Source organism: Loktanella sp. SALINAS62, assembly GCF_018263905.1.
Lineage (GTDB): Bacteria > Pseudomonadota > Alphaproteobacteria > Rhodobacterales > Rhodobacteraceae > Loktanella.
On sequence record NZ_JAAFZU010000001.1, the window covers coordinates 42,594 to 66,637 of the forward strand.

The 24,044-nt window shown below is 59.4% G+C and carries 23 protein-coding genes and 1 tRNA gene; 14 read left to right on the forward strand and 10 right to left on the reverse strand.

The features are described 5' to 3' along the window. The first annotated feature begins 27 nt into the window (after positions 1-27). Positions 28-1,653, forward strand: a complete 1,626-nt coding sequence (locus GZH79_RS00180) for an alpha-D-glucose phosphate-specific phosphoglucomutase (RefSeq protein ID WP_211641136.1) — start codon at positions 28-30, stop codon at positions 1,651-1,653. A 27-nt stretch (positions 1,654-1,680) separates the two neighbouring features. Here the strand turns inward: GZH79_RS00180 and GZH79_RS00185 are convergent, their stop codons facing one another. Beyond that, positions 1,681-2,508, reverse strand: coding sequence for an AraC family transcriptional regulator (locus GZH79_RS00185; RefSeq protein WP_211641137.1), 828 nt, complete (start codon positions 2,506-2,508; stop codon positions 1,681-1,683). Positions 2,509-2,582: 74 nt separating this feature from the next. On the opposite strand from GZH79_RS00185, the gene pobA reads away from it, so the two are divergent. Next, on the forward strand, positions 2,583-3,752 hold the full coding sequence (gene pobA / locus GZH79_RS00190) for a 4-hydroxybenzoate 3-monooxygenase (protein WP_211641138.1): 1,170 nt from the start codon (positions 2,583-2,585) through the stop codon (positions 3,750-3,752). An 88-nt stretch (positions 3,753-3,840) separates the two neighbouring features. After that, positions 3,841-4,173, forward strand: a complete 333-nt coding sequence (locus GZH79_RS00195; RefSeq protein WP_211641139.1) for a hypothetical protein — start codon at positions 3,841-3,843, stop codon at positions 4,171-4,173. Between the two features lie 18 nt (positions 4,174-4,191). Here the strand turns inward: GZH79_RS00195 and GZH79_RS00200 are convergent, their stop codons facing one another. The 3 genes from GZH79_RS00200 to GZH79_RS00210 form a co-directional block, all read right to left on the reverse strand. After that, positions 4,192-4,833 (reverse strand): LysE family translocator, encoded by a 642-nt coding sequence (locus tag GZH79_RS00200; RefSeq protein WP_211641140.1) that lies wholly within the window; start codon positions 4,831-4,833, stop codon positions 4,192-4,194. 6 nt (positions 4,834-4,839) lie between these two features. Continuing rightward, on the reverse strand, positions 4,840-5,892 hold the full coding sequence (locus GZH79_RS00205) for an isopenicillin N synthase family oxygenase (protein ID WP_211641141.1): 1,053 nt from the start codon (positions 5,890-5,892) through the stop codon (positions 4,840-4,842). Between the two features lie 64 nt (positions 5,893-5,956). Then, on the reverse strand, positions 5,957-7,264 hold the full coding sequence (locus GZH79_RS00210; RefSeq protein ID WP_211641142.1) for an ATP-binding protein: 1,308 nt from the start codon (positions 7,262-7,264) through the stop codon (positions 5,957-5,959). A 463-nt stretch (positions 7,265-7,727) separates the two neighbouring features. On the opposite strand from GZH79_RS00210, the gene GZH79_RS00215 reads away from it, so the two are divergent. The 7 genes from GZH79_RS00215 (at position 7,728) to GZH79_RS00245 (ending at position 11,961) form a co-directional block, all read left to right on the forward strand. Beyond that, positions 7,728-8,933, forward strand: a complete 1,206-nt coding sequence (locus tag GZH79_RS00215) for a site-specific integrase (protein WP_211641143.1) — start codon at positions 7,728-7,730, stop codon at positions 8,931-8,933. Beyond that, positions 8,890-9,600 carry a hypothetical protein gene (locus tag GZH79_RS00220; RefSeq protein ID WP_211641144.1) on the forward strand — a complete coding sequence of 237 codons (711 nt, stop codon included), beginning with the start codon at positions 8,890-8,892 and terminating at the stop codon, positions 9,598-9,600. Before GZH79_RS00215 ends, GZH79_RS00220 begins: the two co-directional genes overlap by 44 nt. Before the next feature lie 88 nt (positions 9,601-9,688). Beyond that, entirely contained in the window at positions 9,689-9,859 is a 171-nt protein-coding gene (locus GZH79_RS00225) for an AlpA family phage regulatory protein (RefSeq protein ID WP_211641145.1), read from the forward strand. 108 nt (positions 9,860-9,967) lie between these two features. Then, the gene (locus tag GZH79_RS00230) at positions 9,968-10,273 is read left to right on the forward strand and encodes a hypothetical protein (RefSeq protein WP_211641146.1); all 306 of its coding nucleotides are present in this window, start codon (positions 9,968-9,970) and stop codon (positions 10,271-10,273) included. A 90-nt stretch (positions 10,274-10,363) separates the two neighbouring features. Continuing rightward, on the forward strand, positions 10,364-10,534 hold the full coding sequence (locus GZH79_RS00235; RefSeq protein ID WP_211641147.1) for a hypothetical protein: 171 nt from the start codon (positions 10,364-10,366) through the stop codon (positions 10,532-10,534). Next, entirely contained in the window at positions 10,534-10,974 is a 441-nt protein-coding gene (locus GZH79_RS00240; RefSeq protein WP_211641148.1) for a hypothetical protein, read from the forward strand. Before GZH79_RS00235 ends, GZH79_RS00240 begins: the two co-directional genes overlap by 1 nt. 567 nt (positions 10,975-11,541) lie before the next feature. Further along, the gene (locus GZH79_RS00245) at positions 11,542-11,961 is read left to right on the forward strand and encodes a hypothetical protein (RefSeq protein WP_249218895.1); all 420 of its coding nucleotides are present in this window, start codon (positions 11,542-11,544) and stop codon (positions 11,959-11,961) included. 411 nt (positions 11,962-12,372) lie between these two features. Here the strand turns inward: GZH79_RS00245 and GZH79_RS00250 are convergent. Further along, positions 12,373-12,458, reverse strand: a tRNA-Leu gene (locus GZH79_RS00250). A 133-nt stretch (positions 12,459-12,591) separates the two neighbouring features. Then, entirely contained in the window at positions 12,592-13,074 is a 483-nt protein-coding gene (locus GZH79_RS00255) for an Lrp/AsnC family transcriptional regulator (RefSeq protein WP_349291141.1), read from the reverse strand. A 110-nt stretch (positions 13,075-13,184) separates the two neighbouring features. On the opposite strand from GZH79_RS00255, the gene putA reads away from it, so the two are divergent. Then, positions 13,185-16,643 (forward strand): bifunctional proline dehydrogenase/L-glutamate gamma-semialdehyde dehydrogenase PutA, encoded by a 3,459-nt coding sequence (putA, locus tag GZH79_RS00260; RefSeq protein ID WP_211641149.1) that lies wholly within the window; start codon positions 13,185-13,187, stop codon positions 16,641-16,643. Positions 16,644-16,701: 58 nt separating this feature from the next. Next, entirely contained in the window at positions 16,702-17,433 is a 732-nt protein-coding gene (locus GZH79_RS00265; protein ID WP_211641150.1) for a rhomboid family intramembrane serine protease, read from the forward strand. On the opposite strand, the gene GZH79_RS00270 is transcribed toward GZH79_RS00265, so the two are convergent. Together GZH79_RS00270 and GZH79_RS00275 are read right to left on the reverse strand one after the other, a co-directional pair. Beyond that, entirely contained in the window at positions 17,430-18,218 is a 789-nt protein-coding gene (locus GZH79_RS00270; RefSeq protein ID WP_211641151.1) for an inositol monophosphatase family protein, read from the reverse strand. The genes GZH79_RS00265 and GZH79_RS00270 overlap by 4 nt on opposite strands. A 110-nt stretch (positions 18,219-18,328) precedes the next feature. Then, complete coding sequence (locus GZH79_RS00275) at positions 18,329-19,231, reverse strand: LysR family transcriptional regulator (protein WP_211641152.1); 903 nt, start codon at positions 19,229-19,231, stop codon at positions 18,329-18,331. A gap of 97 nt (positions 19,232-19,328) precedes the next feature. Between GZH79_RS00275 and metF the strand changes: the two genes are divergently transcribed. Together metF and GZH79_RS00285 are read left to right on the forward strand one after the other, a co-directional pair. Continuing rightward, positions 19,329-20,195 carry a methylenetetrahydrofolate reductase [NAD(P)H] gene (gene metF, locus GZH79_RS00280; protein WP_211641153.1) on the forward strand — a complete coding sequence of 289 codons (867 nt, stop codon included), beginning with the start codon at positions 19,329-19,331 and terminating at the stop codon, positions 20,193-20,195. A gap of 42 nt (positions 20,196-20,237) precedes the next feature. Further along, positions 20,238-20,711, forward strand: coding sequence for a PaaI family thioesterase (locus GZH79_RS00285; protein ID WP_211641154.1), 474 nt, complete (start codon positions 20,238-20,240; stop codon positions 20,709-20,711). On the opposite strand, the gene GZH79_RS00290 is transcribed toward GZH79_RS00285, so the two are convergent. Together GZH79_RS00290 and GZH79_RS00295 are read right to left on the reverse strand one after the other, a co-directional pair. Next, positions 20,695-21,708 (reverse strand): DUF2235 domain-containing protein, encoded by a 1,014-nt coding sequence (locus GZH79_RS00290; protein ID WP_211641155.1) that lies wholly within the window; start codon positions 21,706-21,708, stop codon positions 20,695-20,697. The two genes, GZH79_RS00285 and GZH79_RS00290, sit on opposite strands and share 17 nt — an antisense overlap. Continuing rightward, positions 21,695-23,995 (reverse strand): xanthine dehydrogenase family protein molybdopterin-binding subunit, encoded by a 2,301-nt coding sequence (locus GZH79_RS00295; RefSeq protein ID WP_211641156.1) that lies wholly within the window; start codon positions 23,993-23,995, stop codon positions 21,695-21,697. The genes GZH79_RS00290 and GZH79_RS00295 overlap by 14 nt, the downstream gene beginning before the upstream one ends. Positions 23,996-24,044: the final 49 nt, after the last annotated feature.

A 24,044-nucleotide genomic window follows, 5' to 3' on the forward strand; every position in this document is an offset into this window, starting at 1 on the left:
TAGCTTCCTATTCAACAGGAGGAAGCCATGACAACCGTTTCAACAACCCCGATCGACGGCCAGAAGCCCGGTACATCCGGCCTGCGCAAGAAGACCCGCGTTTTCATGCAGCCGCATTATCTGGAAAACTTTGTTCAAAGCATATTTGACGGTATCGGTGGCGCACAGGGCAAGACGTTTGTTCTGGGCGGGGACGGCCGATATTTCAACACGCAAGCCGCACAGGTCATCATCCGTATGGCAGCTGCCAACGGTGCCGCGCATGTAATTGTGGGCCGTGACGGCCTGCTGTCGACCCCTGCCGCATCGCATTTGATCCGCCTGAACAAGACCGATGGCGGGATCATCATGTCCGCATCCCACAACCCCGGCGGAGAGGAAGAGGATTTCGGCGTGAAATTCAACATGTCTAACGGTGGGCCAGCGCCCGAATCCGTGACCAATGCCATGTTCGAACGGACCACGACGATCACCGCCTATCACATTGAAGAAGCGCAGGATGTGGACCTGCATCGCGTCGCGGAATCCGAACTGGCAGGGATGAAGATCACCGTCGTCGATCCCGTCGCTGATTATGCCGCACTGATGGAAACCCTGTTCGATTTCGACGCGATCCGCGCCATGTTCGCAAATGGATTCCGCATCCGGTTCGATGCCATGTGCGCCATTACGGGCCCTTATGGTCAGGAAATTTTGGAAAACCGTCTGGGTGCTGCTGCGGGCAGCGTCGTGAACGGAACACCGCTTCCGGATTTTGGTGGCATGCATCCCGACCCCAATCCGACGTGGGCGCATGATTTGATGGACGTGATGAACGGCGATGACGCGCCCGATTTCGGCGCGGCAAGTGACGGTGACGGTGACCGCAACATGGTCGTCGGACCCAATATCTATATCAGCCCGTCGGACAGTCTTGCCGTGCTGGCCGCCAACGCGCATTTGGCAAAAGGTTACACCAAGGGATTGAAAGGCGTGGCACGGTCCATGCCCACCTCTGCTGCGGTGGACCGGGTCGCCGAAAAGCTGGGGCTGGATTGTTTTGAAACACCAACCGGCTGGAAATTCTTCGGCAACCTGATGGACGACGGCCGGGTGTCGCTGTGTGGCGAAGAATCGTTCGGCACCGGGTCCGACCATATCCGCGAAAAAGACGGGTTATGGGCCGTTCTGATGTGGCTGAACATTCTTGCAAAACGCGAGATGAGCGTGGCCGAGGTCATGCACGACCACTGGCAAAGCTTTGGGCGAAATTTCTATTCGCGCCACGATTACGAAGCGGTGGACAGTGACACCGCCAACGCGATGATTGCCGATCTGAGGGGCAAACTGGGCGATCTGCCCGGCCAGACCGTGCAAGGTCATCGCATCGCAATGGCCGATGATTACACCTATCACGACCCGGTTGATGGGTCGGTCAGCAAGCATCAGGGCGTGCGCGTCATGTTTGACGGGGGTGCACGCTTTGTCATCCGACTGTCTGGCACGGGCACGACGGGGGCCACGATCCGCCTGTATCTGGAAGCACTGGAAACCGACCCCGCGGCATTCGATCAAGACCCACAGGTAGCGCTCGACTGGGTGATCCGCGCGGCAGAAGATATTGCAGGCATCCGCACCCGCACCGGTAAATCCGGACCCGATGTCACCACCTGACCGCGTGGCCCGTGGCAAAGGTCGGGATCAACCCGCGAACCGCTTGCGGTAATCACGTGGACTGCACGCCAACCCCTTGCGAAAGACGCGGGCAAAATAGGTCGGATCGGAAAACCCCAGGTCATAGGCAATTGTTGTGATCGGCTGGCGCGTGTAGGCCAGTCGCTTGCAAGCTTCCCCCAGACGGTGGGTGTTGACTGCATCCATCACGGACGTCTGTGCGCGTGCGCGCACGATGCGGTTCAGTTGGGACGGCGATGCGCCGACCGCGCGTGCGTAATCGGCAACGCCCCAGTTCAGGGTGACCGTATCCTGCAAGCAGGCTTCGAACCGGGCATAGATATCAGGTCCAGCAGCACCGCCAGCGCTGGCCACCGCAGGGTCTGTGCAATCGCTTGCCAATGCGACCGCCAACCCACGCAACGCCACGGCGCGCGCGCCCCGCACATCCGCGTGCCGATCCGATAATGCCGCAACCAGATGTTCGATCCGGTCGGACGAGGGCCGCACATGGACACGCCGCAACGACGCATCCCCCAAATCCGACAACAGGGTCACAGGGATCGAGACCACAGTGCCAACAGTGTCCGCAGCAAAGGTAAAACCATGGTTCAAACCCGGCGGCACCGTCACCACCACTGGCGGGGTCAGGGCGCGGTTTTCATGATCAAGATGCAATGTGACGCTGCCGCAGGACACAAGAAGGATCTGCAACAAATCAGGATGTCTGTGCCGTGAAATCCGCCAACCGTGCCGGGATGCCCGGACGGTGATGGGTTCGGCATGCAGCACATCGGGAAAGATGCGGCCTTCACGGTAAAGCGCATAGGCGGGCGTCGCGGCCGGATTGTCCATGTTTTCGCCCCGATACTGCCTGATCTGTCCCGATGGTGCAGGTATTCTGCAAGATTATGACAGGGGGGTCTATCATGCGCACACAGGTTTGTATCATCGGCGGGGGGCCGTCCGGTCTGCTGTTGTCGCAACTGCTGGACAGGGCGGGTATTGAAACCGTGGTACTGGAACGCCGCAGCCGGGATTATGTGCTGTCGCGCATCCGCGCGGGCGTGCTGGAATTCGGCACCGTTGGCATGCTGGAAAAGGCCGGGGTCGCGGACCGGGCCCATGCACAGGGCCTGCCCCATACCGGAACCTATCTGGCGGTGCAGAACGCCGGGTTCCGCATTGATTTCGACGATCTGATCGGCAAGCGCGTGTTGGTCTACGGCCAGACGGAAGTGACCCGCGACCTGTATGATGCCCGCGAAAAGGCCGGCGGCATCGTGATCCACGACCTTGACGATGTGGAACTGCACGATCTGGACAGTGGTGCGCCCTATGTGACCTATCGCAAGGACGGCACGGAACACCGGATCGATTGCGACTGGATCGCGGGCTGTGATGGCTTTCACGGCCCGTCCCGCAAGGCGATCCCGCGCGATGTGCTGACCGAATACGAACGGGTGTATCCCTTTGGCTGGTTGGGTGTGATGGCAGACCTGCCGCCTGTGGATCACGAACTGATCTATGCCAACCACCCGCGCGGCTTTGCATTGGCGTCGATGCGCAGCCCGACACGTAGCCGGTACTACATTCAGGCACCGGTCGATGATCCGCTGAAAAAATGGACCGACGACGCATTCTGGGATGAGCTGCGCCGCCGCCTGCCCCATGATGCCGCCGAACGCCTGATCACCGGGCCGACCATCGAAAAATCGATCGCGCCGTTGCGGTCCTTTGTCGCTGATCCGATGAAATGGGGCCGTCTGTTCCTGGTCGGGGACGCGGCCCACATCGTGCCGCCCACGGGTGCAAAGGGTCTAAACCTGGCGGTGTCGGATGTGCATTACCTGTTCGAAGCACTGAAGTCACACTATCACGATGCCGATGACCACGCGATCGATACCTATTCCGCGACGGCCCTGAAACGGGTCTGGAACGCGATCCGGTTCAGTTGGTGGTTCACGACGACGATGCACCGATTCCCCGATCAGGACCCATTCGATCAGGCGATACAGGACAGCGAGCTGCGGCAGCTTCAATCATCGCGTGCCGCACAGACGAATTTCGCCGAAAACTACGTTGGCCTTCCATACTAAGGCAAATTTCTGCCCGACCGACATCATAGTCCTGCCGCAGTCGCAGGTCACGGTATCCTTAACGAAGTTTGAAAAGAGGACGATAGGGATGACTCAATCAATGTCGGACAGCGTCTACAAGGGCCGGATGCAGCAGCGGTTCATTCGCAATTACTACGCCCGGCACGATGCGCTGGAAATCCTGTTTGAAGCACGCGGATACCGGGATGCGCTGGCGATCCTGTCGGATGTGTATGGATCGGCCAACAGCCTTGGCCTGACCGCACTGGGACAGGCTGCCGATGCCGTTCACCGTTTCATGACGCAGGAATTGGCATCGGATGCACCGTCTGAACGGGCCATGCATGCAGCATTGAACGCCTATCTGGATGTATCAATGGAATTCTGCAATCCAACCGAACGATATCTGGCAGCGGGTTAAGCGATCCGGCTGCTGTCGCTACAGATAACCCAGTTGCAGGTTGCCCGCGATAACGATCAACACCAGTCCGCCCGCCCAGGACAGCGCCGTTCTGACACGGTGCTGCCGGTTGACGACCTGCGACATGGTGCCCCCCATCCAAGCGACCAAAAGATCGGATGGGATGGCCGTCAACGGCACCAGAATCCCCAAGATAAGCAGTTGCGACTGAACGCTGCCAGACACGCTTGCATCGACAAATGGCGGCAGGAACAGCGCAAAGAACAGGACCGTTTTCGGGTTCAGCAATTCAACACCGACGCCCTGCCAGACAATCGTCAGAAACGACCGTTTTTCGACGCTGTGCACATCGATGGGCATCGTGGCACTGACCCGTGCCTCGCGGATCATGCCGATCCCCAGCCAGACCAGATAAACCGACCCGGCCCAGCGCAGGCCCGTCACGATCCATTCAAAGCGCGCGAACAGCGTGGCCAGACCCATCGCCGTCGCCACCGCCAGAATGATCCCCCCCAGACAAAGCCCGATGGCGGACGCAAGACCCGCAGCGCGACTTTGGCCGACGCTGCGTGACAGCACATATAACATCGACGGTCCGGGTGTGGCGCTGAGGAATAATCCGGCGATGGCGACGCTGAACAGCGCCTCTATACTGGGCATGACGGGCTACTTTTGCTTTAGGCGGCGTTCAAACGGGTTTTCAGTTGTCCGCAGGGCATTGTCCGATCGCCGCTGCGCAAGAGATTTGAAATAGGGGAAGTCTCGCACCAGCATACGTTCAAGATGCTGACCGGCGCAGAAGGGTTCATAGCGAGAGCCCCGCTTTTTGCTGACCAGTTGCGGAAATGGCGCGATCACCGTGTCGTAATTTGCTGCCACAAAATACGGCAGGGAAAAACGTTCCGGGCTGAGGTTCAGGACACGGTGCGGCGTGGATCGGAACAATCCGTTTGACCAGGCTTCCAGCATGTCACCGATGTTGACCACCAGCACCGCTGGATCGGGCGGAACATCGATCCACGTGTCGTCCTGCGTCATGACTTGCAATCCCCTGTTGCGAGTATGCAGCAGCGTCAGACACTCATAATCGGTATGTGCGCCCATGTTCACCGATTTGGCATCCGTCGTGGCTGCATTGCGGACGTAGTGCAACAACCGCAACTGCGAGATCGGTTTGGTCATATGGTTCGTCATCGCACCCACTGGCAGGTTCAGGTGCATTTCAAGTGCCGAACAGATCATCAAGCCCAGCGCGGACACACGGTTATAATAGGTCGACACATCCTTGCGGAATTCCGGCATATCCGGCCAGACATTGGGGCCAAGTATCCGGTTACCGGCTAAGAAATCAGGGTCGTCCTGTGGCAGATCCAGCCCCAGATCAAACGCTTCGTAGCTGCGGTTCACCTCGTCGGGGTAGTCGCCTTTTTCGGTGAACGGCACATAGCCACGGTGGTTCGGGCTGTCGCCGATATAATATCGCCGCTTTTCACTATCGGGCCGGGCAAAGAACCGTTCTGCCGCAGCGTAGGTGCGTTCGATGATGGCCAGGTCAATTCCGTGATCACGGATGCGAAAGAACCCGTATTCACGTGCAGCACGTCCCATCTGATCGGCAACAGCGCGCACGCGCGCAGGATCACCCGACCAAAGATCAGCGACGCTGACCAGTGGCAGGCCCGGTGTCGCAAGCGCGTGTTCTTTCAGTGTCGCAGTCATGATTTCCCCCTATCTGACGCAACGGATCGTCACCCGCTCATGGTTAACAAATCATTTCCACGCATTATGCCTCTTTGCTGGCGACTGGGAAAAACAGCGTGACGGTCGTGCCATGCGGCGTGTTACGTGACACCGCAACATCACCGCCCGATTGCTTCATGAATCCCGACACCATCGACAACCCCAGCCCATTGCCGGCACCGACAGGTTTCGTTGTATAAAACGGGTCGAATATCTGTGTGACCTTGGCGTCCGGGATTCCGTCACCTTCGTCTGTGACGCTCAACTTGACGTAGCGCCCCGGCAACAGGTCGCGCCCTGGCCGTCCGCCATCAATATAACCATGACGCGTGTTTTCCGTGGATATCCGGATTGTACCGCCCTGGGGCATGGCATCATCTGCGTTCGCCAACAGGTTTCGCAACGCCATTTCCGTCCCTGCGGAATCCACATTGACCGACCAGATCCCATCCATCAGATCCAGCACGACATCGCTGGGTTCCATGCCGCCGCTGGTCGCCAGAACATTGCGCACCAACGCATTCAAGTCAGTGACGACAGGGTCAAGGTGGGTCTTTTGCGAAAACGCCAGCATGTCCCGGATAAGTTTTGCACCCCGCATTGCGGCAGCCTGCGCGTCCTGCACGCATTCATCAAACGCGGCTCCGTCCGCGCCACCGGCGATAAGTTCAAGGTTCCCTGAAATGACCGTCAGCAGATTGTTGAAATCATGTGCAAATCGCCCTGTCAGCCGTCCAACGGCTTCAAGCTTGCGCGCGTTGAACAGTTCGGTTTCCAATGCCTTGCGGGCGCTGATCGCGTCGCTCAGGTGCGCATGCGATTGCACCAGTTCCCGGTAGCGGCGATCGGATCGGTCCACTTCTGCTAGCAGTTGCAGTTTTGCCGATGTCAGCGCCGCGACGGTCGTCAGAATCTCCAGCTCAGCGTCACCGAACGCGCCGATGTCGTGATGTTCGCTGTCGATCACCCCCATGACGCGACCATCCAGCATGAGCGGCACACAGATTTCCGACCGGGCGGGTTCGGTGTCAGGAATGTAGTTTTGGTCTTTCAGCAGGTCATCGACGATGATCGGTTGCCCGGTCTGCGCAACCTGTCCTGTAATGCCCTGACCAAAGGGAATCCGTAACGGGTTGATAATGACGCGATCAAACGGGTTCTTGTCCCCCAGCGCCGCAACCTGAATCAGTTCGGTCTGTTCATCGTTGGCTTGATAGATCACGCAGTCGATAAAATTCATCCGACCGACGACATTGCGGGCCACATACCAAAACAGGTCTTCGACACTTGGAATTTTAATGACGTCCACGGCAAAGGCGCTGAGCGTGCGAAGTGTCAGCGCCTCGTCCATGGGTCGCCGGCCCCTTCTGGAACCGGGCGCATTCTTTTCCACAATCGAACCCTTCCTATCTGGACCCGTGTCATTCTGCGCTGGCACCGACACCGTACAACGTGAAAATCCTGCAATGTGCGCCGGACATTTCCCAACGGCAGCTATGACAGTGTTGAACGACCGCCCAGATGATGCAAGACCAAGTCTTGGTTTCAACCTTCCCCGAAACATCGCGTTCGAATAGGTCACGATATCTTGATTTACATCAACTTTCCTGCGGAAAATTCAGTACGTTTTTTGGGCATCCGACTGGCCCAATCGTGGTGCCCCCGGCCAGCATCTAAGCCCTATATCTTGATGCACCACCGCGACCGCGCACCCCTTGTTTTTAAAGCTTTTAAAGTCACGCGCTGTATCAAGCCACTTCACAATGCCCCACGGCATACCATATATTGAGGGGGACACAGAGGGGGACTGAAAAATGCGCCTTGCGACGAATCGGCTTACCGCATCCGGCATCAAGTCCGCCCCTGTCGGCAAACATGCGGACGGCGCGGGCCTGTGGCTGCACAAACGCGACGACGGCGGCGCACAGTGGGTCTTGCGTGTCACAACGCACGGGCGGCGTCGAGAGATGGGCCTAGGGGCCTTCCCTGCCGTGTCACTGAAAGCAGCGCGCGAATCGGCAGAGGCTGCGCGGGCCGTCGCGCGGCAGGGTCTGGACCCAATTAAGGAACGCGAACGCCAGCGGCGGGCGGCGGCGCGCAATATCCACATGCTGTCCGATATCGCGCTGGACGCCTTCGAAAGCCGCAAGGCCGAACTGAAAGGCGACGGCACGGCAGGCCGCTGGTTCTCACCGCTTGCACTGCACGTCCTGCCAAAGCTGGGCCGCGTTCCGGTCGCTGATATCGACCAGACGGATATCCGCGACACGCTTGCCCCTATCTGGCACACGAAAGCCGAAACGGCCCGCAAGGCAATGAACCGTCTGGGCATCGTCCTGCGTCACGCGGCAGCGCTGGGCCTCGATGTGGACTTGCAAGCGACCGACAAGGCCAAGGCCCTATTGGGCAAGCAACGCCATACGGTCACTAACGTCCCCGCGATGAACTGGCGCGACGTGCCAGCCTTCTATCAATCGTTGGGCGGCAGCATCACCGAACTGGCCCTGCGGTTGCTTATCCTGACAGCGGTGCGGTCCGGCCCGCTGCGCATGATGCACGTTGACCAGATCGACGGCGATATCTGGACCATCCCCGCAGCAGCCATGAAAGGCCGTCTGGGGGCCACGTCCGACTTTCGGGTGCCGCTGTCGGCAGAAGCCCAGCGCGTGATAGCAGAGGCCCGCAAATTCGCCCGTGACGGGTTCCTGTTTCCGGGGGCCAAGCGCGGCGTCATATCCGACATGACCATGACGGCGCTGATGGATCGGCGCGGCCTGTCCGAACGTCCCCACGGGTTCCGGTCGTCATTCCGCGACTGGACGGCAGAGGCGACACAGACGCCGCACGACGTTGCCGAAACCTGTCTGGGCCATACCACGGGCGGCACGGTCGAACGCGCCTACCGCCGTACGGACTTTCTGGAGCAACGGCGGGCGCTGATGGAGCGGTGGGGACAGCTGAATTGCTACCGAAATAATGAAAACGTGCAAACGCTATCAATATGCAAAATGGGTGATTAATTTGATACGAGCAGAGCTAATTAACGACCCTGTCACTGGCTGTATTGAACTTCTTGAGGGCATGACGCCCATTGGAACTTCCAATTATTCTGCAATAAAAGGTTTAGTATCGACTAAACTTTTTCTGAATAAATTTCGGGGAATAGAATTAGTCGCTGACAACAACACATCAGTAGGGAGCTATATTTCCATATCGGACGAAGCTGCGGAAATTCTCATAGATTACTCAGAAAAATCAAGGGTAATGACAGAATTTACTACGGTCATTGTCGCCATAAACATATCTGGAGGTCGACCACTACCAAAACAGTTACGCGAATGGGCTTCGAAAAGAATAGTTTATTGGTTTACTGGCATGAAAAAGCCACCATCAATAAAGTCTTTTCCAAAGGATTTCTACCGTCGATATACCATCTACTTAGCGATACATGTAGTTGCAGATATCTACTCTTTACCTATTTCGCGTAACGATGGGTCTCCAGAGCATAGTGCCTGCGATGTTGTTTCAGATGCGCTTGATAAGATGGGGTTACAGTACTCATATTCGAGACTCCGCGACTGGTGCACACACTCGGATCACAAACTTTTTCGAGATTATTGTAGCGATATGATTGACTTTGTGGCTGAAGGCGACCCTGACGCACTAAAGACATTCCGGAGCCTGTAGCGTTCGGGGTGTTGAAAACATCATCCCGTTCGCGCAATGAGTTTCGATGGGGTACCTTGGCGCATAGAAGTTGACCAAGGAACATACCGTGCGATTACTTTCTTTCCCCGATCTACAAGCCAAACTTGGCGGACGAAGCCGCAGCTCGCTTTATCGCGACATCGCAATAGGGCGATTGCCCCAGCCTATCAAATTTGGATCGCGCCTCTACTGGAACGAAGCCGATATCGACGCGGCAATTCAGAGCATCGCGGGGTAAGACCCGCCCCGCTGTGCAGGCGCACGGGCGGGGTCGGGAATAATCCGTGGAAAGATTACCGACACCATACGCCCAGCGCCTTTCGTAAACAATCCGAAAGGACATCCAATGGCTAGATGCCAATGGGGCGATGCCCCTTACACTATCGTCAACCCCGATGGGGCCGTTTCATACATCACCGTCAAAGGCCGCGACCGTTGGGCGCTGGGCTACTTGCGCGATGCAGGCGCGAGGGGATGCACGCCAATCGACAACCCCGCCCCGCGTTGGTCGGCTTACGTGTTCAACCTGCGTGGCATGGGTGTGCAGATCGACACCATCCACGAACCGCACGGCGGCGATTTTAGCGGATTGCACGGGCGCTATGTCCTGCGGTCGCGCGTCCTGTGCGGACACGTGGTGGCCGCGCAATGACCGCCGCCAGCATCCGCCGCCTGTGCCGCCGCTATGGCCTGACGCCTTCACAAGCCCGCCTTGTCGCGGCCCTGCACTATGGGGGCGAACATGACTGACCTTCACACGCGCCTTATCCGGCATAATGGAACGTGGCACATCATGGCCCGCAAGGTCGCACACGGCACCGCACAGGCCGCGTGGATCGACCTGGGGGGCTGCGGTTGCCCTGTGATTGCCCTGCGACTTTTGGTCGGCACAGCCTGTGGGGACAAACGCTGATGGCAGGCAAGCGATACAAATACAACAAAAGGGGGGTTGGGCGTTTCGTCCAGCTTCCCGAATGGGTGCAGGCGACACAGGCATGGGCCACCCTGCCCCCCGGCCCGCGCGCGCTTTACATCGAATTGAAACGCCGCTTCAACGGCACGAACAACGGCAGCATCTACCTAAGCCACCGGGACGCGGCTACGGCGCTGGCGGTGCACCGCAACACCGTAGGGCCGTGGTTTAGAATACTTGAGGAACGCGGGTTCATTTACCTGACCCAAGCCCCCCATCTTGGCCCGTCGGGCATCGGCAAGGCATCGGTCTGGGCCTTGGCAGAGGAACCGACACCGGACGGCAAGCCCGCCAGAAAAACATTCATCAAATTCAAAAGCCCCGCACAAAATCCGTGCATGGCCGTCACAGTGAGTGTGACGGATGTTAACAAATGTTAACCTTTGAAGGTGCAACCGTCCTGTATTTTGTGACGCCGCGCCCCGTTTTGTGGAAAGCGGCGGCACAGAAAACAGGACATATCTACATCAAGCCATAGGCACACGGTTTGACAGAGGTAGCGGGTTCGGTGTCCTGACCATGCATTACGGCATAGGGGGGGATCGAAAGTTGCCCGATATCCCAACGCCAAACCGTTCATCCCGCACGGCGCGAACGCTAACACAGTTTTTGGCTGGGAATGTGACCGGACACGCGCGCGCGTGCGAGGGGATGAAAACAAACAGTTAGCAGATCCAGCGACGGCGCGACGGAGTAAAGGCCGAGGGGTCGACAGCCTATCGCAAACCTCACCCTTGTTTCGTTTGCAGCCTGATTTGAATACGAACGCGGTGCGGGTGCCAAATCATTCTAAGCGAAAATTGAATGGCGCTCGAAGCCGAAGCTGAGGAAACCCTAGGACGGTCTGTAAGGTCACTTTCCCGCCACTATGTCGCCCATCTGTTTGAATAACCATAAGTTGTGCTGAGGCAGCTTAGCCGGTTATCAAACCTAAGGAATTCTGAACCATGTCCAATCTTTTTTCCGTCGCGGCTCTCGCGGTTTCGGCCTTAACGCTAGTCGCATGCGCCCAAACCGATATTCAGCCTTTGTCAGCAAGCTCATTCAAAGTCGCAACAACTGCTGCGCCTGCATGCGGAAGAAGTGGGGCAAGAAAAGTGGCGAACCAAGCGGCGGCGGTCGAGGTAATTAACCGTGGAGGCGACAAGTTCATCATTGTTGGTGACCAGACAGGTAGCCGGGTCACTGGCATGGGATACAATCAATATACTGGATTCCAACCTTACAATTCGAACGAACAAGACTTGGTTGTGCAGATGATGGCGCCCGGCCAACCCGGCTTCGACCAAGCTCTTTCCGCACGGTCATTGTTGGGCAGTGATTGGCAAAACGTAGTCGCTTCCGGCACGCCTGCAACTTGCACGTAGTAAACCCGCTGTATGATTTGGCGACGACCCTGCGGCTTGACGGGTTGTCGCCATGTTGTATCCACCCACCACGGTTGAAAAAAGATTTACCACTAAGCCGAAATCCCTGAACTGTGGATGCGGCTTTTTCGGGTCTGGTATCGGTCCCGAACAGATCGGCGGCAGAGTTTCAAACCGCCCCCCGCAAGGCGCTTTAAGGGGCCGCCCGTTTGCCGCCACCCTTGCCCATCATGCGTTTGCGATGAACTTGAGGCGCAGGCGCTGGGCCCGACGATGAAATGGCTGCGGATGTTCAAATAAAATAACCGCAGAAAACGCAGCCACCAAACGCCGCGAGGGGGACGAAAAGGGGGATTGAAAACAACCCAGCTCTATTATGTTATTGATTTCAAGGCATAAAAAGATTTTAAGTGGTGCCCCCGGCCGGATTCGAACCGGCACGATCCAAAGATCAGGAGATTTTAAGTCTCCGGTGTCTACCATTCCACCACGGGGGCCCGGCACCTTGGTAAGTGTGCAGGGCGGCGTCTTCAAGACTCTGATGTCGCTGTCTTGCAGAGTATCTGGCAGGCTGCATTTAATCCGCCACGGATTTTGCGTTGACGCAGCGCGTCAGCCTGTGGGGCGGTTTCAACCTTGTGGCGGAACCGGTGATACGCCCTCTTCCTTGACGGCCTGCATCGCCACATAGGTCGATGTACCCGACACGTTCGGCAGGGTTGAAATGAACGACGCCAGCACAGCACGGTAATCGGTCATGCCGTAGGTCCGGACCTTCAGCAGATAGTCATAGGCGCCTGCGATCATATGGCATTGTTCGATCTGTGGCACAGCCAGAACCGCCTCGTTAAAGTCACGCAAAGCGGACTCGCGGGTGTCGGACAGCTTTACCTCGACAAACGAAACATGATCCCGGCCCAGCGCAATAGGATCGAACAGCGCGCGATAGCCCCGGATCACGCCATCACTTTCAAGCTTTCGCAAACGCGCCTGCGTGGGTGATTTGGACAACCCGATCCGTTCAGCAAGCGCAGTCACACTGATCCGGCCGTCAACAGCCAAAACATCCAAAATCTTTGCGTCGAAGCGATCCAGAATCCCAGTCGATTGCACTTGATTCAATCCTGATTTGAAGTGCGTTTGGTCTATCAGACCAATAATAGCGGGCGGATCGTCTTGTCGCAAGGTGTTATAAAACGGTTACACCCTTTTCGGAGATTACCATGCCCCGTGATATCCAGGACACACTCCGCTCGCACATTGAAAGCGGGCTGTATGCAGACGAACGTGCTGTTGTTGCCGATCTTGTCAAGCAGTCGGATTTGTCCGACGCGGATCGTGCCCGGATCACGGCGAATGGCGCCGATCTGGTCCGTCAGATCCGCGCCAGTTCCGAACCCGGCCTGATGGAGGTCTTTCTGGCCGAATACGGCCTGTCCACCGACGAAGGTATTGCGCTGATGTGTCTGGCAGAAGCGCTTTTGCGCGTGCCGGACAGCATCACCATCGACGCGCTGATCGAAGATAAGATCGCACCATCTGACTGGGGCAAGCATCTGGGCCATTCCGCATCCAGCCTTGTGAACGCATCCACTTGGGCGTTGATGTTGACCGGGCGTGTTCTGGACGACGAAAAGCCGGGCATCACGCGCCATCTGCGCGGTGCGGTCAAGCGACTGGGCGAACCGGTCATCCGCACCGCCGTTGGACGTGCAATGCGTGAAATGGGTCGTCAGTTCGTGCTGGGCGAAACCATTGAAAAGGCCATGTCGCGCGCCGAAGGCATGCAGAAAAAGGGATTTACCTATTCCTATGACATGCTGGGCGAAGCAGCACGCACCGACAAGGACGCCCGCACCTATCAACTGGCGTATTCGCGGGCGATTTCGGCCATCGCGAAACATTGCACGCATGATTCCGTCGCCGAAAACCCGGGCATTTCCGTCAAGCTGTCCGCCCTGCACCCCCGCTATGAAGAAGCGCACCGCGAACGCGTCATGTCCGAACTGGTGCCGCGCGTCACCTCGCTTGCGATCCTCGCAAAAGCCGCCGGGATGGGGTTCAACATCGACGCCGAAGAAGCCGACCGCCTGTCCCTGTCACTGGATGTGATCGAAGAAGTGCTGTCCGAACCTGCCCTGGCGGGCTGGGACGGATTTGGCATCGTGGTGCAGGCATACGGGCTGCGCGCGCACATGGTCATCGATTATCTTCACGACATGGCCGTACGGCTGGACCGCAAGATCATGATCCGGCTCGTCAAAGGTGCCTATTGGGACGCCGAAATCAAGCGCGCACAGGTCATGGGGATCGACGGCTTTCCCGTCTTTACCGCAAAGGCGCATACCGACGTCAGCTATATGGTCAACGCGCGCAAGCTGCTGGGTTTGACGGACCGCATCTACCCGCAGTTTGCCACGCACAACGCCCATACTGTCGCCGCCATCCTTGATCTGGCCGATACCATGGGTCGCACGCCGGACGATTACGAATTCCAGCGGCTGCACGGCATGGGCGAAACGCTGCATACAATCGTGATCAAGGAACGCGGCACGCGCTGCCGCATCTACGCCCCCGTCGGCGCACACGAAGACCTGCTTGCCTATTTGGTCCGCCGACTTTTGGAAAACGGCGCAAACTCTTCGTTTGTGAACCAGATCGTTGACGAAACCGTCCCGCCAGAGGTGGTGGCCGCCGATCCATTTGCGCAAATCAACAAGATGCCGGACCTGCACGCCGGACCGGACCTGTTCCAGCCAGAACGCATGAATTCCAAAGGGTTCGACCTGACGCATATCCCGACGTTGCACCAGATTTTCGACGTCCGCGATCGGCATCAATCAAAGGTCTGGAAAGTCGCACCGATCCTTGCGGGCGAAAGCGATCCCGACCGTGACACGCACGACCGGTTCAATCCCGCGCGTCCAGGCGATCTGGTCGGACGGGTTGCCCATGCCACGCCGGACGATGTGGCGGTCGCACTGGACGCCGCAGCCCCGTGGGACGTGCCAACACAGGAACGCGCGCGCATCCTGAACGATGTGGCCGATGCGTTCGAAGACGCCTATGGCGAACTGTTCGCCTGTCTGGCCCGCGAAGCTGGCAAGGCCTTGACCGACGCTGTTGCCGAACTGCGCGAAGCGGTGGATTTCCTGCGCTACTACGCCGCGCAGGCAACGCATCATAGCGATTCCACACCGCGCGGTGTGTGGACATGCATCAGCCCCTGGAACTTTCCCTTGGCGATTTTCACGGGTCAGATCGCGGCTGCGCTGGCCGCAGGCAATGCTGTGATTGCAAAACCTGCAGAACAATCGCCGATCATTGCAAAACTGGCCGTTGATCTGATGCACAAGGCAGGCGTGCCCACAAGCGCCCTGCAATTGCTGCCCGGCGGTGGTGATATCGGTGCGGCGGTCACGTCTGACCGGCGGATCAAGGGCGTTGCCTTTACCGGATCCACCGCCACCGCCCGCAAGATCGCGGCGGCAATGGCCGAACATTGCCTGCCCGGAACACCGCTGATCGCCGAAACCGGCGGTCTGAACGCGATGATCGCCGATTCGACCGCCCTGCCCGAACATGCGGTGCGCGATATCATCAACGGCGCGTTCCGGTCCGCCGGGCAACGCTGCTCTGCCCTGCGCTGCCTGTACGTTCAGGAAGACGTGGCTGACAAGCTGATCGAAATGCTCAAGGGCGCGATGAATGCCCTCACGCTGGGCGATCCGTGGGCGCTGTCAACCGACATTGGCCCGGTGATTGACCGTGCGGCCAAGGATGGCATCGATGCACATATCGCCAAGGCTGCGGCCGAAGGCCGTGTCCTGCATCAGTTGGCAATACCCGCCCAAGGCCATTTCGTGGCCCCCACGATCATTGCGTTGAACAGCATCGACGAGCTGGAACGCGAGGTATTCGGCCCCGTGCTTCATGTAGTGCGGTTCAAGGCGCGTGATCTGTCAAAGGTTGCAGATGCCATCAATGCGACAGGTTACGGTCTGACCTTCGGTCTGCACACGCGCATCGACGACCGGGTCGAAATGATGGTGAACAGCATACATTGCGGCAACATTTATGTAAACCGCGACCAGATCGGTGCAATCGTCGGTAGCCAGCCATTCGGAGGTGAGGGTCTGTCCGGCACCGGGCCAAAGGCAGGCGGTCCGCTGTATCTGCCCCGGTTCTACGTGCCGACCCCGCGCGCCGAAACCAGTGGTGGCTGGACCACACACGACAACGCCAACCGGTTGAACAAGGCGATCGCAAACGCGCCGGCGGGCCAATCGTCTGAACCGCGCGATATGCCCGGACCGACAGGTGAATCGAACCGCTGGTCGACACACCCGCGTGGCCCGGTCCTGTGCATGGGCCCCGGCCCCGATACCGCAAAAGCACAGGCGCGGACCGTCACGGAATTTGGCGGCCAGCCAGTGCTGGCCGACGGAGAAATCTCGCCCGAAACGTTGACGCTGTTGTCAGATCTGGCCTGCGTGCTGTGGTGGGGCGACGAAGACACGGGCCGTGCCTACGCTGCGGCCCTGGCGCAGCGCGATGGCCCGATCGTGGGACTGGTCACAGCGATGCCGGACAAGGCGCATGTGACCCACGAACGCCACGTTTGCATCGACACCACCGCCGCAGGCGGCAATGCCGCCCTGCTGGCCGAAGTGGCGGGCTAATAGACGCGGTCCGCTGTCCCGCACTTGACGCGGGACAGCGGAGCGTCACGTTGGTCGGATGTTCCCGATCCGTGACCACAACCCGTCGACCCGCACGCCATTCGTGACCTACGCCCTGCTGGGCGCGAACGTCACGATATGGGTCTGGTCTGTGATCGCCGCACAGAACGATGTTGCGCTGTCCCAGCTATACTATGATTTTGCCTTGATCCCGGCCCGTGTCACCGGCGGCGAAGGCTGGGGCGGATTCGTCACGTCGATGTTCCTGCATGGTGGGATCCTGCATCTGGCAGGAAACATGCTTTTTTTGTTCATCTTTGGCGACAACATGGAAGATCGGATGGGCCACCTGCCCTATGCGCTGTTTTATCTGGCCTGCGGCATCGCCGCCGGGTTCGCACAGGTCGCGTCGGAACCGTTTTCAGCCGTGCCGACCATCGGCGCATCGGGCGCGATTGCGGGTGTGATGGGTGGCTACCTGCTACTGTTCCCCAAGGCACGGGTCGATGTTTTTCTGTTTTTCATCGTATTTTTCCGCATCATTCCAATTCCCGCATGGATCACGCTGGCCCTGTGGTTTCTGGTGCAGCTTTGGGGTGGGTTCGGCAGCAACGAAGGTGTGGCCTATTGGGCGCACAACGGCGGGTTTATCGCGGGCGTGCTGCTGACGGTACCGCTGTGGATCACATTGGGCGGCCCGCGTTTCTGGCAAAAGACTCACGGCCACCCCGACAATCCGCCGGCACACTACCGGACGTCAACAATCCCGAAAGTGTCGCGCAGACGCTAGGCGTTGCGGATGACCTTGGCAAAATTGGCAAAGATATCGCTGTTTGACACGATCATGTCACCGCTGGTCAGCGGATCGCCATCGGGACGAATGGCTTCGGTGATTGCCCCGGCTTCCTTGCAGATCAACGCACCGGCCGCGATGTCCCAGATGTGCAGACGGCGTTCCCAAAATCCATCGAACCGCCCCGCTGCCACATAGGCAAGATCAAGCGAGGCCGCACCGAACCGCCGCACACCCGCGCAGGCGGGCAGGATGCGGGCCAGATCCTGCAGCGTTTCCGGCAGGTCGCCGCGCCCTGACCACGGCAGGCCCGTTGCGAACAAGGCATCCGACATGCGGTGCCGCGCGGACACGCGGATGCGCGATTCGTTGACGAAAGCACCGAACCCTTTTTCGGCATAGAACATCTCGTCTTTGACCGGGTCATAGATGACGCCGGACACGATCTGCCCCTTGTGTTCCAATGCGATGGACACCGCCCAATGCGGCAAGCCGTGCAGATAGTTCGTGGTGCCGTCCAGCGGATCGACGATCCAGCGCCGGGTCGGGTCCTCGCCTGCCTGCTCGCCGCCTTCTTCGCCCAGAAAGCCATAGGACGGACGGGCGTGCATCAGATCTTCGCGGATGGTCTGTTCGGCCTGACGGTCGGCCCGGCTGACGAAATCGCCCGGCCCCTTGGTCGACACCTGAAGCTGTTCGACTTCGGTAAAGTCCTTCAACAGGCCGCGCCCTGCCTTGCGGGCGGTTTTCATCATCACGTTTAGGTTCGCGCTACCGGCCATGTCTTGTCTCCGTCTGAAGTCACCGGCGGCGTATAGGCGCACGCGCAACTGCGCACAAGGTCGGCCCGTGTCACCAGCCCGCTATTCCTGCGGCAGGCGACAGGAAGCCATTACCCTTGCCGTCGCACCACCTCTGTCCGGGCCAGACGAATAACGTGGGACATGAAAGGCAAGTCGCCGTCCACCTTCCGTGTGGCGGCATACAACCGTTTTGTCAGTCCATTGGCCGTCAGCGGTCGCGTGATGTAATCGGCGTTGTAGCGCACCTGCCGCACTACCCAATCGGGCAGCACCGACACCCCGCGCCCGGACGCCACCAGCAGCAGGATCATTGCGGTCAATTCGACCTGCCTCACCGCCATCGGTTCGACCTTGGCAGGGGTCAGCAGAGCGCTGAATACGTCGAGCCGATGCCTGTCGACAGGATAGGTGATCAGTGTCTGGTCCGCGAAATCCGCCGCCGTGACAAATTGCTTTTGCGACAGCGGATGGTCTGCGGCCGCGACAAAGATCGGTTCGTAATCAAAAATGGGCGTGAACATCACGCCGTCCAATTCCACGGGGTCGGACGACACGACCAGATCCACCTCTTCGCGTTGCAGCGCGGGCAGCGCGTCGAACGCCAGACCGGGGCGGATATCCACGTCCACGTCGGGCCATGCTTTGCGGAACTGGTCCAGCACCGGCATCAGCCATTCGAAACAGGCGTGACATTCGATGGCGATGTGAAGCCGACCCGCCTTGCCGCTGATCAAGCCTTCGAATTCGGCTTCCAGTGCTGCGACTTGCGGCAAGATGCGTTCTGCAGCCGCCAGCAGTTTCATCCCCGCCGCAGACAATCGCAGCGGTTTGGTGCGGCGCACGAACAGTTCGACCCCGGCCTGATCCTCTATCCCTTTGATCTGGTGGGACAATGCAGATTGCGTGATCCCCAAAAGATCCGCCGCGCGGCCCAGACCACCGGTATCGTGGATCGCCTTGATCGTGCGTAGATGCCGGAATTCGATATGCATATGCCGTCGACCTCATAATCATGGTGAGGTTTATGAATTTGCCTCATATGCCGTAGCCGATCATATATGACAAGAACCCAAGATCAGGATATGCGCCATGACCCGCCCCGCCATCAGCTTTGAATTTTTCCCGCCCAAAAATCTGGAAGGATCTTTCAGGCTGTGGGACTGCATCAATACGCTCGCCCCGCTGGCACCGGAATTCGTATCCGTGACCTATGGCGCGGGCGGCACCACACGTAAACTGACCCACGAAGCAGTGACCGCCATCGACCGCACCACCGGCCTGCGCGTTGCCGCCCATCTGACCTGCGTTGACGCCACCCGCGCCGAAACACTGGCCATCGCAGACGAATACGCCGCAGCCGGGATCACCGATATCGTCGCGCTGCGTGGCGACGCCCCAAAAGGGCAGGACAAGTTTACCGTGCATCCTGACGGATTTGGATCGTCGGTAGAATTGATCGGCGCACTCGCCGACACCGGGAAATTCACGCTGCGCGTCGGCGCCTATCCTGAAAAGCACCCCGAAGCTGCCGATCAGGCCGCCGATATCGCGTTCCTGAAACGCAAGATCGACGCAGGTGCCAGTGCCGCGATCACGCAATTCTTCTTTGAAGCGGACACATTTTTTCGGTTCCGCGATGCCTGTGCCGCCGCCGGGATCGACGCGCCGATCATCCCCGGCATTCTGCCAGTCGAAAACTGGGCCGGCGCAGCGCGGTTCGCCAAGGCGACTGGCACCAGCATCCCGCCCGTGATCGCGCAAGCCTTTGAAAATGCGACCCGCGACGGCAACGCGGACCTGCTGGCCACAGCACTGGCAACGGAATTGTGCGATGAACTGGTGCAGGGTGGCGTCGATCATCTGCATTTCTACACGCTGAACAAACCGCAACTGACGCAGGACGTCTGCCGGGCATTGGGCATTGCGCCGCAGACCCGCTTGCAAAACGTGGCATAGGCAGGTCACCTTAGGGCGGACCTCACAACAGGACCGTCCGTGATGCTTGCCACTTCCTTTAACGAACTGCCCAGCCGGGACACGCTGTTGTCGCTGTCCGGGCTGGATTTCATGCGCGGCATTCTGGATGGCAGCCTGTCGGGTCCACCCATCGCCGGAATCATGGGTTACGCGCTGGAAACCGTCGAGGCCGGGCGTGTCGTGTTCACCGGCACCCCCGGTTTCGCGCATACCAACCCGATGGGCGGCGTTCACGGGGGCTGGTACGGCACACTGCTGGATTCCGCGATGGCCTGTGCTGTGATGACGACTCTGCCGCAGGGGTCGATCTATACGACGCTGGAATACAAGATCAACATCACCCGCGCCATTCCGCCCGGCACTGCGATCCGCGCCGAAGGCCGCGTGGATCACGCAGGGCGGTCAACCGGCGTGGCAACAGGCCGGATCGTGGATGTCGACGGCAGGCTTTATGCGACCGGATCAACCACCTGTCTGATCATGAAGATCGCCTGACGCTATCGTGCAAACGTTCTGACGGGTCCTGCAGGGGCTTGCGCGGAACGCGCCAGAGGAAAAATCGCGCGAATCCGTACCATTGACCCAGCGAAGGCGCATCTGGATCGCACGGAAACCGGTCGCGCCAACCGTCGGGCAGCGCCATGCCCAGCGCAGATAACCTGTCCAACATCCAGACCAGCGGGATATTCGCCAATGGGCGTACCTGCGTCACACCCAGGGTATGCCCGCCGACGTCCGCATGGGTGCCGCGAAACCAGACCTGTTCAACCGTGGTCACAGCACCCTGCGAATTCCACATCACAGGGTCATAGGCCCGGCGCCGTTCGTCCAAAGCCACGGCGTGCAGGCCGTGCGACACATGCGCGCCCAGCCTGTGATCGTGGAAATCGTGGCGGTTTTCGGAAAAGCGCCAGATCAGCGGCAGCCCCAGCGCCCGCACTGTATCCCAGACCCCGATCGCCGCAATCGGCGTGTCATCGTAACAAAAACGGCGGCGGAATTTCGCAACAGCCTGCAAGCTGCTGTGACGTTGATAATGACGGAACGCCTGCCTGACACCACGGGTTGTCGCATATTCGCGCCGCAGCAAACCGACACCACCGATCAGCCCCGCCAGCGACCGCACCGCAAAGGCACCGCGCGAATAGCCGATCAGAAAAATGCGGTCACCCGGTTTATACCGCGATGCCAGCACGCCATAGGCGCGGGTGATCTGTTCGTCGATCCCGTGCCCCGCCAGCACGGCAGCGGTATCGCGCCAGCCGCGCCATTGAATCCCCGCCTCGTAATAAACGGTCAGGTTGGCATCGCGCCCGACCTCGCGCAGCAACTTGTACGTCAGGCCGGCATTCGTTTCGTAGCCCTGCGCCAGCGACGACAGTGTCCCGTCAAGGATCACCACATGCGTCGCGGGCCCCGGTGTGCGCGCCGCATTGCTTTTGCGGCGCGGCAGAAACCGGAAAAGGCCGAATAACCGTTTAAGCGGCGTCACGCGACGCAGCGTCCTTTAGCCAACCCCAGACGCGCTGCGGGGTAAACGGCATTTCCACGTGGCGGACACCCTGATCCCACACCGCATCCAGCACCGCATTCGTCACAGCAGCAAGCGCACCGACGGTTCCGGCTTCTCCACAGCCTTTCATCCCCATCGGATTGTAAAGCGATGGCGTGGGCCGTGTGCTGAACCCGATCTGCGGCATCGTTTCCGCGCGCGGCATTGCGTAATCCATGAATGTCGCCGTCAGCAATTGCCCATCTTCGTCAAAAACGGTCCGTTCCATCAGCGCCTGTCCCAGACCCTGCGCGATGCCGCCGTGAATCTGTCCTTCGACCAGCATCGGATTGATCAGATTGCCAAAGTCATCGACGACCGTATAGCGATCCACCCGCGTGTCACCGGTTTCAGGATCAATCTCGACCTCTGCGACATGACACCCATTCGGAAAGCTGCGGCTATCCAGCGTGATCCGTTGGCTGTGGCGCAGCAGTTCATCCCGACCATCGGCACGGGCCATGTCCGCGACATCCAGCAATGTGGGCGACAGGTTGCTGCTCGCGATCCGGTAGCGTTCATCGTCGAACGTGACGGCGGCGGCGTCGACACCTTCACGGTCGGCAAGGTAGGCGCCAAAGGCGGGGATCATCGCGTCGACCGTCGCCAGCGTGGCGGTGTTCTGCACCGTCACGGACCGCGATCCACCCGTGCCACCCCCCTGCGGGATCAGGTCGCTGTCACCCTGCACAACCGTGATCTTATCCGCAGGAATACCCGTCTGGTCCGACAGAAACTGCGCAAAAACCGTTTCGTGCCCCTGCCCGTTCGACTGTGTCCCGACAAGGATATCGACACCCCCATCGTCACGGAACACCACAGCCGTCGTTTCCGACGGATCGCCAAGGATGCTTTCGATGTAATAACAGATCCCCTGCCCCCGCAGTTTGCCGGCCTGCGCACTGGCGGCCTTGCGGGCAGCGAAACCGTCGGTGTCGGCGGTCGTCCGCGCCTGCGTAAGCAAGGCCGCGAATTCACCGACGTCATAGGTCACGCCGGTGACGCTGGTATAGGGAAACTGATCGGTCCGGATGAAATTCGTCCGCCGCAATTCCCACGGATCGATACCCAGTCTGCGCGCGGCTTCGTCCATCGCGCGTTCCAGCACGAAAATCGCCTCTGGCCGTCCGGCCCCGCGATAAGCATCGACGGGCGTGGTGTTGGTAAACACGCCACGCGTTCGCATGAATGCAGTCTGCACGTCATAGGTGCCCATCATCACCTTGCTGAACAAATCGGTCTGGATCGCCTGTGCAAACTGGCTGTTGTAGGCGCCCATGTTGGCAATCGAATCCAGACGGTAAGCCACGATGCGGTGGTCCGCATCGAACGCCAGCGTCGCGGTTGTCACCAGATCGCGGCCCGCGTTGTCGGTGAGCATCGCTTCGGTCCGTTCCGACATCCAGCGCACCGGACGGTTCAGCGCGCGTGCGGCAAAGGCACAGGCAAGCGGTTCGGGATACCGCATGCCTTTCATCCCGAAGCCGCCACCGGTGTCGGGATTGGTCACACGGACCTGATCATCGGTCAGATCGAAATGCTTCTTGAAATCAGCCTTGGGTCCCCAGACGCCCTGACCGTTGATCGCCACGTGCAGCTTGCCGTCGGTCCAGACGGCATAGGTGCCACGCGGTTCCATCGCATTCACGATCACGCGGTTATCGGGGACCTCCACAGTCACGACATGCGCCGCAGTTGCGATCGCTGCTTCGACAGCGTCCGCATCCCCCAGACCGTAATCAAACGCCAGATTGTCAGGGGCCGTATCGTGCAGTGCCGCACCGCCCGCTGCCAGCGCCATATGCGCGGGCAATTCATCAATATCGACGATCACCGCTTCTGCCGCGTCGCGTGCTTGGTTCAGCGTATCGGCCAGCACGATGGCAATGGGTTCACCCACATGCCGCACGCGGTCCATTGCAAGGATCGGGCGCCGCGTCACAGCGCCTTTGGTGCCATCGCGGTTTTTCACCTGCACCCCGGCCATATCCATCACGACGCCCGCCGCCTGCATGTCCGCACCTGTCAGCACAGCCGCCACACCGGGCATGTCCAGCGCATCGGCCGTATCAATCGCGGTGATTGCACCATGTCCGACCTGCGACCGGACAAAGACGGCATGCAACGCATCGGCGGGGGCGATATCGTCGACATAACGCCCCTGTCCGGTCAAGAAACGGACGTCTTCGACCCGTTTGACGGGCTGGCTTTTTCCGAACTTTTCCATGCAACCTCCTGCTTGCGCACTGCGCGCAGACAGTCCGCGAAACCAACCC